This is a genomic window from Colwellia sp. 6M3 (assembly GCF_014077595.1).
Classification (GTDB): domain Bacteria; phylum Pseudomonadota; class Gammaproteobacteria; order Enterobacterales; family Alteromonadaceae; genus Cognaticolwellia.
Genome location: NZ_JACGWF010000114.1, coordinates 1 through 10,415 on the forward strand (window position 1 = coordinate 1; position 10,415 = coordinate 10,415).

The 10,415-nt window shown below is 34.7% G+C and carries 6 protein-coding genes; 2 read left to right on the top strand and 4 right to left on the bottom strand.

From position 1 onward, the window contains the following. Positions 1-90 precede the first annotated feature (90 nt). From avs1c to H4J50_RS17080, 4 genes are all read right to left on the bottom strand, one after another. Positions 91-354, bottom strand: a complete 264-nt coding sequence (gene avs1c, locus H4J50_RS17065) for an AVAST type 1 anti-phage system protein Avs1c (RefSeq protein ID WP_182257469.1) — start codon at positions 352-354, stop codon at positions 91-93. Positions 355-356: 2 nt separating this feature from the next. Continuing rightward, entirely contained in the window at positions 357-6,137 is a 5,781-nt protein-coding gene (gene avs1b / locus H4J50_RS17070) for an AVAST type 1 anti-phage system protease Avs1b (protein ID WP_081149270.1), read from the bottom strand. After that, positions 6,134-7,357 carry an AVAST type 1 anti-phage system MBL fold metallo-hydrolase Avs1a gene (avs1a, locus tag H4J50_RS17075; RefSeq protein WP_081149269.1) on the bottom strand — a complete coding sequence of 408 codons (1,224 nt, stop codon included), beginning with the start codon at positions 7,355-7,357 and terminating at the stop codon, positions 6,134-6,136. Before avs1a ends, avs1b begins: the two co-directional genes overlap by 4 nt. A 118-nt stretch (positions 7,358-7,475) precedes the next feature. Next, positions 7,476-7,712, bottom strand: coding sequence for a helix-turn-helix domain-containing protein (locus H4J50_RS17080; RefSeq protein WP_081149267.1), 237 nt, complete (start codon positions 7,710-7,712; stop codon positions 7,476-7,478). 101 nt (positions 7,713-7,813) lie between these two features. Here H4J50_RS17080 and H4J50_RS17085 point away from each other — a divergent pair, with 101 nt between their 5' ends. Together H4J50_RS17085 and H4J50_RS17090 are read left to right on the top strand one after the other, a co-directional pair. Next, positions 7,814-8,338, top strand: coding sequence for a hypothetical protein (locus H4J50_RS17085; RefSeq protein ID WP_081149265.1), 525 nt, complete (start codon positions 7,814-7,816; stop codon positions 8,336-8,338). Beyond that, positions 8,335-9,732, top strand: a complete 1,398-nt coding sequence (locus tag H4J50_RS17090; RefSeq protein ID WP_081149264.1) for a DEAD/DEAH box helicase — start codon at positions 8,335-8,337, stop codon at positions 9,730-9,732. Before H4J50_RS17085 ends, H4J50_RS17090 begins: the two co-directional genes overlap by 4 nt. The last annotated feature ends 683 nt before the right edge of the window (positions 9,733-10,415 follow it).

Below are 10,415 nucleotides of genomic sequence, written 5' to 3' on the forward strand. Positions count from 1 at the left end.
CTTTGACTAAAGCAATGGCATCTAATTTAAATTCTTTTGAATATTTTTTACGTTTTGTCATTTTCGATCTCCAGTTAAGTTCATTATCTCTTAACTGGGGTAGTCGAATCTATTAAACCACGTCACTTGCATCCGTTTTGAATTAAACTGGGACATCGTATTAGCTTGTAACCTAGCGTGTTCGTTTATACTTAATATATCAATACGACCGTTAGGAAGAAGACGAACTTCATCAAGTCCAGCTGAGAATGGGTTATGGTACTTATCTCTTCTGATTTGTTCATTTAATACATGGAAACGGTATTCAAATTCCTCACGTGTTGAAGGAGTATCCATGGTTTCAATCTTATTCATAATTAGAGTCCCATTCCGCGTTGTATGCCAATAACCTCACCATTAACTTTAAACACCCAAGCTAAATTAAAACCATTAGGTAAGCGAAGTTTTTCTCGTTTAATTTCTAATGAACACCCTTCAATATTTGGTTGTCCAAGTGTATGTTGGTTAGAAGAACGACCTTCTTTCCAATTACTTCTAATGAAATCGTAATCTTGAGCATTAATCATTTTTACAAAAGCTTTTGTTGGAATCGCAGGTGTATAAATCCCAAGAAATACATAGTCAGGATCAATTCGATGAGAAATTTCATTACCTGGAACACTGGTATTAATATCCGGACTGATTTTTGAACAAAAATGAGAACTATCTGTTGGAGGCGTAGCTTTATATCCCGAGTAACTCGAGGTCATAACAGCTGTAATTTCAACTTGAAGACAGCTTTTAAGATCTTCACGATTTATCATTTCGTGATAATTTAAGAGAACAGAACCGGTGTTATTAATAACACTTTTTGGATCACATTTGTTAGAAAGAGCCTCGATGATTTTATTAGATCTAGATTTCTTTCCTGAGACAAAAGTTAACCATAATTTAGAAGGGTTAAACACTCTAAGAATTGGCTCTAAAATTAAAAAGTTATTCCTATTATTGCTATGAAATAAGGCGATATTTAATGCAAAGCGAACATTCCCTTCCCACCTATTTAAGCTTTGAGTTTTACTCACATTAAACCCTCGGGATACCATTTCTTCAAGCTGCCATGCTGTTTCAACGTTTAAAGGAGAACATACATTATTCATTTCCTCTTCAAAGCATTTTATAAATTCATCATTTACGATATTTAGAGAATACAATTCATCCCAAACTTCTTTTATGCAACTAGCCCAAACAGGGAGAGGCCTATCATTATTAAAGCTATCTTTAAGAAGGCCTTTAGAACTAAGAAGTTCATTGATTTTATCTAGTACATTAGTAGCTGATTCAGACCCTATTGTGGAAGCTCTAGTAACAACACGGTGTAAAATAGCTAAGCGACTAATATGCCTACATTCTAGAATATTAGTAACATCAAGATTAGGCTCGATTAGTTCCCATACCTCTAATGGTTTCGAAAGAGACATTCCATCAAATATACCGCAAAGTACATCAGGCCCATGTCCTTCTCGCATTGAAAAGGCTTCAGGTGCAAGGGTTTTATAATATGAATGGTCTTTGCTTAAAAGCCAAGCCAACATATTCGCCGCTTTCTCTTTACGTAACCATTGGGGATGATCTGCAAGCCAAAGAATCAAATCTAATATTTCAAGCGATATATCCTTTGTATCGTTACTTTCTAGGAATTCAAAACTTTCTATTTCATCTTTTGCATCTCCGACCATTAGCCCAATATGTTCTAGAACACTATGAGCTAGAGAGGTGATATTTTCACCATTTATAATACTGCCACACCTATCTATCAAGTGTTCCGCAAGACGCCATCTTGATTCATAGCGTTCATCAAGTAATAAGGGGGCATACAGTTGACTTACTTTATCTGCATCTAAATTGTTACTTTGTATAATATCCATCAACCTACTAGCTTCGCCTGATAGATTACCCCAGATAGACCAACCTCCATCCTGTAAAACTTGTAAAGCGCTAACCGCTATGTTCCGAGCTTCAGTTGTATTTCCTCTTTTAATTTTTGATTCAGCAGTAGACAATAGACGACTTGCTTCTTTAGTAGCAGATCTTCGGCCAAATGTTCCAGGCATAAAGAACATATCGTCATCAACTTCTTCAACCTCTTTATCTACTTTTGATTCGGAATGCCTAATATGCGACTCATTAACTTTATCCGTTGGGAGCCCCCCGAATAAGACTGAAAAATTTTTGTGAAATGTTTTATCAAGTGTATTTTGAAAAGAACTCAAAAATTCGTTTTGTTGTGAATAAGAAAGTTCGGAAGAAATTAACAACGTCATTCTATTTTTCATTTCTAAAATAACTTCAGAATCGTCACCAAATGAATTAACTAATCCAGCAAACTCCTTAGCAAACCGGTCGGTATACCTTTCATCTCCAAACAAATAAATTTCAAGTAAGGCCCAACGTAAACGCCAATCTGCATCTATTGCATTATGTACAAGTTTGAAAATTGCATCCTGTTCATCTAACGCACCTCCTGGATAGCGCATACCAGTTAAATAGTCGACCCTATCAATTTCACCTTTAGTAGCCTCAATCAAAAGTTCAGGTAAAGTTCCGCAAGTCTCTTTTTTGAAATATCCAATTGCTTGAGTGTGCTTTTTATGACGTACCAATTCTCCTATAAGTTCTGCTTTTTCATACCTAACAAATCGCTGAAAAGTCATTTCACCGGATGCTTTCTCTAATAAACCAGCTATTTTAGGTATGATTTTTTGATCATAATCTAAGCTCTCGGTGCTAGTTATAAGGCTTAACATCAATCCAAATTGATCTTCTTTATACCAGTTTGGTCCCATGGAAACATTGAGCATCTTCTGATATAGATCTTCTGCTATTTCATTAGCATCAATTTTGACAAATAAAGGGATAAGCATCAGTAATTCAGGAACTAACTCGTGCCTATTAGCGAGATTATCAACTATAAAGTTCTTCCAATTATTCAGTATTTCGAATACTTGATCATTTACAGCACTCGTTAGTTCTAGAGATGTAAATTCGTTTATCACTGAAAATAATGCAGCTCGAAATCCTTCAGAATATATTCCTAACTGAGTATTAAAGTTTTCATCTATATAATTTAAAAATGATAGTGACTTTTCAGGAAAACAATCTAAATAGAGCTCAGAAAGCTTTTTATATATGATAGGTACTAATTGTTCAGGGATCGAATAGCTGTTCTCCCATGACACTCTTTCTTTAAGTGAAAAAGATAGCGGTAAAAGAACATGAGACTGTATGTTTTCAATGGCAATTTTGAGTAAGTTTTCGTTGTTTTCTGCTTTACCTCGCAGAGCAGTGCCTTCACACCAATATAACGCGCTGAGTATCAATTCAAGAGAATTCAGCCAATTACTTTTACTCCAACCGTTAAACTGAGGGCAATCTACATCATCTGATAAAAAGGTAGCAATTCGCCAGTCACTTGCACCTTGAAATATCTGTTGGTGTTCAAGTTCAACCCCATCATCATTTAATATTTTAATTTGTGTTGGCTGAGCCTCATCCTCGTTCATGTTTTCAATAAGCGATACTGGTGCCCCAACTTGTATTAATGTATCAATAGTTTGGGTAGGAAAGCGTTCATTTATGTATAAACCAGATAACAGTGTTTCTTCGATATCCGATAGTATTTCAGGTAAGCACTTGCTTTTTTTAATTTTTTGAAAGTTATTAAACCAATCTAAACAATGATCTAAAGTACATATCAATAGTTCCAGCATATTTGGCGGTAATTGAAGCCCTCTTTGTTTTAACTCATCTAAACCAGCATATATGTCTGGGAAACATAGCTTAAAACTTGGGACAATACACTGTAACTCAGCTGTAATTTCGAAGAAGTCTTCTTGAGATAACTCCTCGGTATTCGTGTGAATAGTCTTCATAGCACTATAAAGGATATTCATAGCCTGATAACTTATAGGATTTTCATCAATAAAATCTAATAAAAGAGCGCTACGAATTCGGTATTGGCATAAAATAATATAATCATTAAGTTGATGTCCTTGTGAAGTAAGTACTCCCTCAATGGATTCATCTAATAGAGTCAGTAACTCTTTAGCTTCCTTTATGTATTCTTTATCAAGTAAAAAAACAACTATTCTAAAAGTTTCATCAGGACTGATAATTAAAGTATTAAATCTAATGGTATGTTGAATCGCTTCTTGGGGTTTACCTAAAGCAACTAATGCTTCTGCAATCAGCGAGGCTGATTGAGCAAAAAGGGTATTATATCTAAAATTAACACGATGAGAGAGTAACAACATTCTGATAATATCGACAGTAGATCCACATTCAGTAACTGCCGTTAGTACATTTTCAATGTCAAATAGTAATGTGTCAGGCTTAACTCCAATTGTTACACATTGATCAACCCATGATTGGTCACACTTTTGAATTGCTTTTAAACAACCTTCGTTTCCCGAGAGAAGAAAGTGATATACAGAATTTAAAGCACAATATTTTAGGTCACTATTATCAATACAAAACTTTGCAATCCTTTCCTCAACATCCTGATTAAGTTGTTTTGTCTTTTCTATTAAAAACTCAGAAAACGATGAATGATAAATTGTTGTTGTCTCAGAGTTAGCTAATAAGTGGCGAACCCTACTTAATGTTGGGATTAAAACGGTACGTTCTGATGCACTTAGAATTTTGGGTAATTCTTCAATATTAATACTACTTCGCAAGCGTGAGAGTATGGCTAAGAGGTTAACTGCTTCTTGATCTTGAAGTAATTTTAGCCATAACTTCTCGTAATATTCCCCAACGGCTCCAGAAAACTTAGGGAATTCGTTTAAATCATTTAAATCAGAACAGTTATTTATAAATTCAATTAAATACCTAAGGTACAGTGGATGCCCTTGAGCTTTATCACAAACGATCTTTATAATTGATGTAGTTGCGCGTTCTTCTCTAAGCTCTTTCCAACAATAGCGTCTAACAACTTTACGTTTTAAGCTTGGTAGTTCTATTTTATTTTCCGTATCTACTCGTCCATTTAAGTAGGATGAAATATTTTCAAAATTTGGGGCTGTAAGTACAACAGTTACTCCCTCTGGCAGCTTTGTAGGGAGTAGTCCTATAAACAGAGAAAACTGTTCTTCACTAATTTCTAGAGCTTCGTTTAAGCCATCAATAAATATAAGCCCTTGTCGACCTTGTGATAAACAATAACGACCAAATTCACTAAGAAGTTTTGATGTTTTTTCTATCAAAACAGGATAAGACAAATCTTCCTTACGTGACGCCTTTCCACTTAATTTTATTGATATTGTAGTAGATAACCAATCAAACAATACCGCTGGTTGAACTTTATGGCTCGCTCCTAGCTCCTCCCTAGCTGAAGATAGGCTATAACAGCCAAGCATCTCTAGTGAAGAGGCAAAAGGTCGGTAGTGATTACAATAACTCGACTTACCTATACCATTTGAACCACTAAGAAATATATATCCACCCTTACAATCTTTGACTTTTTCCTCAAATGCTAGTTGAAATTCTTTACGTTGAATCAAAATGTCATTGGACTTAGATTTATTTTGTTTTATCTGAACATTATGCTGTTCAAGAAACTCAGTTATTTTAACTGCACTAATAGCAGCAATAGTTTTATCAACTTTTAAACGGATGAGACCTCTACATACATCATCACAAATTAAGGCTGCGCCAGAAAATCCGTCATATTGTGTTAGGGCAACATCTTTTTTAATAGCTAAGTCAATATCGATTTTTAATTTTGGCTGACTAAGAGTTTGTAATATGTTTCCGGATACTCGGTGACCAATAGTTCTTTTGATTATAGGGAAGCCACATGCGTACCATTCTTCTCCCTCTACAGGCATGGTGTCGCCAAATTCCATAGGAGTAATATCTAAATCTTCTGAAATAGATAAAAGGCATAAATCATATTCATCGCTTACTGAAATAACCTTTGCAACTAAACTGTCTGGATGCTCAGGGAAAGATAACTCTATTTCAGCATCATCGGTAATAGATTCAATTACGCAATGGCGAGCTGTGAGGACCATACTTTCGGAAACTAAAAAACCAGTTCCTAGCTCATCACCACAATCAACTTTACAAGTTGAAGCTTTAACAAAATTTTCTATCATAATATTTCCGAAGTCAGATCAATCCAATTATTTGCAGTTTCATGAACAGTAAAACAAGCGCCACTCTGTGATTTGTAGTTTTTCATAAATGTAGATGCTGGGGTGGGGTAACTAAAATAAAGACGTCGCGTAAATCTACTTGGTCTATCAACAATTTCCTTTAATACTTCAATATCAGGGTGATCATGATGATTGCCATCAGAAGAAATAAAATAGGATGCGGCATCAATTAATTCCAATAGTGATGTGCTCGTATTATGCAGACTTCCATGGTGTGATATTTTAATTGCTTGAAATAGTAATTTATTTGTATTGGTTTTAAGCTCCTGAATTTTTATTTCAATATCTTCAGACCATGCATCACCAAGAAAAAGTAACATGGCAGAGCCAATTTCAGCAATAAAAGCTACTGAGCTAGAGTTAGTAATAGATGAGTCAGGGGAATAAACATCTTTAAGGGAGTGAGTGCTGGAACCGCTAACCTGACTAATTACATCTTTTTCCTTTTTTGTATAATTTCTTTTGAAAAGATTTTTTGCACATAAAAACTCGAATGCATCGTCAAAGATAATATCCTCAGTAATCCCTCCGATAATACCTATCCTTTGTAACTCCTTTAGCCACCATTTTTTTAATTCATTCAATCGTTCAATTGAGGGGCCAAGAAGCTTCAAACTTGCATTGCTATTTAATTTTATTGTCGGGAAACTATCACAATTAATACTCTGATTTCCATCAGAAAAATTCCAATTATATTTACCCGCTAGTAATAATGCAGCTAATGAACTTCCTTGCCGAGCACTGATTTCTTCCTCTGTTTTATTTTCAGATATTGGATATCCTTGATGATTTATTTCTTTTAACAACTCTAAATCATCATTTCGAATAAGATCAGCTTTCAATGGATTTAAACTTCGAACACTATTATGTATAACATTAAGCACTGGTATTATCTTAGATTTTGTAGAACAACCATTAGACTTAAAAAATTCAATAAGGCCTAGAATATGATCAGCATCTATATGTGTTGCCACTACTAAATTTAAAGAACAGCCTTCTAATGCAAGTTCTTTCAAATCGGGGGAAATATATTTATTGTATGTGCTTGCATAGCCTCCATCTATCATGATATTTAAGGGCTCAGGCACGTTTGCTGAAATTAAAAAAGCATCTCCATTACTTGCAGGGTACATTTTTAATTTTACTGAAATATTGCTCATTAGATCTTCCAAGTTGACTTTAAGCTTCATGTTCTAGTGAGTCATTATGACATAACAAACTGAAATATATGAATTTACTTTTATAAAAATGAGTAGTGATGGTTAAATTGATTTTAAGTTAATCTAGATCAATTTTATGCTTTAGTCTTGAAGGCATTATCTCTTCAAACTCACAATTTAGTGCATTAGTCAGTTTGTATAATGTTTCTAATTTAATATTAACAGCACCTCTTTCCATCTTACCGTAATTACCCCTTTCTATGCCTACATACGCGGCAAAACTCTCTTGAGAGTAACCAGCAGATTTGCGTTTTAAGCGAAGCATTTTACCGAATTCTTTAACTAAATCACTCACCTTATTTTTCCTTCAGGCAAAATGATTAGATTTTCATGTTGAGCAGTAAAGCACCACGCCCTATAATACCCATTATTGTTATATGTTGATTAGGATTTACTTTGAAATTTGACCATTTTGTAGCTCAAATTATTGTCGCAACAAATTTTGATCACTTCACAACGAGCGATGTCAGGTCCGCTTATTTAGCCTTGAAAAGCGACTCTTCTTTAGATCCTGCAAAAGTTAGACGAAATATATATGCCGAACTTTTAAAGCTGGTAAAAAAGGGGTGGCTGAAGAAACGGATATCGAATAAAAAAGGATTCACCCGATTCAATAAAACAGAAGATTTTGATATTAATGTAATAACAATACTGGCTAAGTTTGAAGTAATTAATTCACCTAAAAAACAGAATGATAAGCAAGTGAAATTATTTGGTAAATTGAATCACTATAAAGCTGAACTGCTATTAAATATTGGTGAGTCTGAAGCTTATAAAGAGCTTTATTCAGAGTTTCCTGAGTTAGTTGATGAATTACAGCCGCAATACAATAAGGCTAGAGATAACAACACCAGAATATTAGGGAAGATCAGGGCTATTGAAGGCTTACTTAAGCAAGATGAACCACTAGAGAAAATATGAAACTAAGACAATGGCAAGCTGAGTGTATTAATTTAGCTTTAACACAATATCAAAATGGCACTAGCCATTTTTTAGCCTTAGCAACACCAGGATCAGGTAAAACCTTGATGGCATCTGAATTAGCGAATCAGTTGTTAAAAAATAACATGGTTGATTTAATCATCTGTTTTTCACCTTCTTCAATTGTTTCTCAAGATTTTAGTGAAAGTTTGCAGTTAAAAACTCAGGAACGATTTGATGGGTTGATAGGGGCTAGAGGGAGATCTTTAACGTATCAAAATTTGCAGTATTTAGATGTTAATTTTTGGCAGTTATTTGAACGGTATCGAGTTTTCGTGATTTTTGATGAGATTCATCATTGTGCGGGATCTAATATTGATAATGCCAATTCATGGGGTGAACAGATAATACTGAACATTCAAGATAAGGCTAAATTTACATTAGCCTTAACGGGAACGCCTTGGCGCTCAGACGCGGCTCCTATTGTTCTTTCAAACTATATGCACCCTAGCAACAAAATATCGTGTGATTATGTTTATGGGCTTTCTGAGGCTATTACAGATGATGTTTGTCGTGTGCCGCAGATAATTGCGATTGATAATAATAATATTTCGGTTGTAGATGACGTTGAGACAAAAACATTCAGTAGCTTTAAATCTTTATTAATGGAGTCAGTAGTTCCTTATCAGGAGATTATTGAAAATGAAGCGGTAATTAAATACGTAATTTCTTCTGCACAAAAAAAGCTAAGCTCAATAAGAACAAAAAACTCAGACGCGGCAGGCTTAATTGTTGCTTCATCTGTTGATCATGCACGAAAAATATCAACATTAATGAAAACCTGCTTTAACGAAGATACCGTTGTTGTTACCTACAGGGAAAGTGAGCCAACCAGTATTATTCAACAATTTAGGCATGCACAAACTAAATGGATAATTTCGGTAGGTATGATCAGCGAAGGAACAAACATTCCTCGTTTACAGGTTTGTTGTCATCTCACCAATATAAAAACGGAAATGCACTTTAGACAGATTTTAGGCCGAATACTGAGAATGACGGGTTCTAAAAATCAAGAGGCTATTATGTACATGCCTGCTGAGCCAAAGCTTTTAGAGTACGCATACCGTGTTAAACAAGACGTTCCTTTTGAAGCTGATGTTGTTAAGTTTGAGAAGATGAAAGCTGTCCTTCAAGAGGATATTGAAGGTAAAGATTTAAGTGCTGTGACTTTCGATAAGAAAAGAGCAAGTCCACCGAAGCTAGAAGTTGCTTTAAATGGGTTTGATGATGTGGTTGAAAAACATTTTTTGACGAATGCTTATGAACGAGTGATCAATATATCTGGTCGTTTTCAACAAGAATCTATAGCGTTGGGGTTGAGTGAATTGAGGTGATTTATGTTAACGATTGAAACATTTAAAGAACGGTTAGAGCGGACTGAACGTTCAGATTGGCTACAATGAAGTCATCAAAATTACTCTTGTGAAAATATCATCTAAAGCAATTCTTTCAGCTCCTGTTGTGCGTCATATTTGATTCTTTGATAGTCTGTGGTAAAAGTGGTCATGATAGTGCGTATTGTTGACGGTAGCGTTTGCTTTACTAACGGCAGCTCCAAGACTTAAAGCAGTCGTTAGCATCTTTGATGCGCTTATGACTTCTGCTCCGACCAAGCGGTCCTAAACTAGACAATGAAGTTCTTCTAAATTTTTAACTTGAAACGTGAAAAATCAATACTCAAGTTTGATTATAAATACTGATATAGACCTTAGACTTGGCTTATCTAGCGACATTTGAACCGATGAAAATAAGCCCTGCTTTAGATAATAGAATTGTTCTAAATTTCATCAGGAATCTATAAAGTCAAAAATTCTAATTTGATTAGAAAATACCAAAGCGGACATTAGATTAATATGATTTTAGGTATTAAATTTATGATTCTATGGCACTTAGGGGCACATAGTGAGATAGCAATTATCCCAAAAAGAAGTCAAAATTATGATGTAAATGTATCTTATTAAATACTCTGCTTCGTCACTTGAGTTAACTTCTGAATATTCGGAAAAACGTCTTTTAC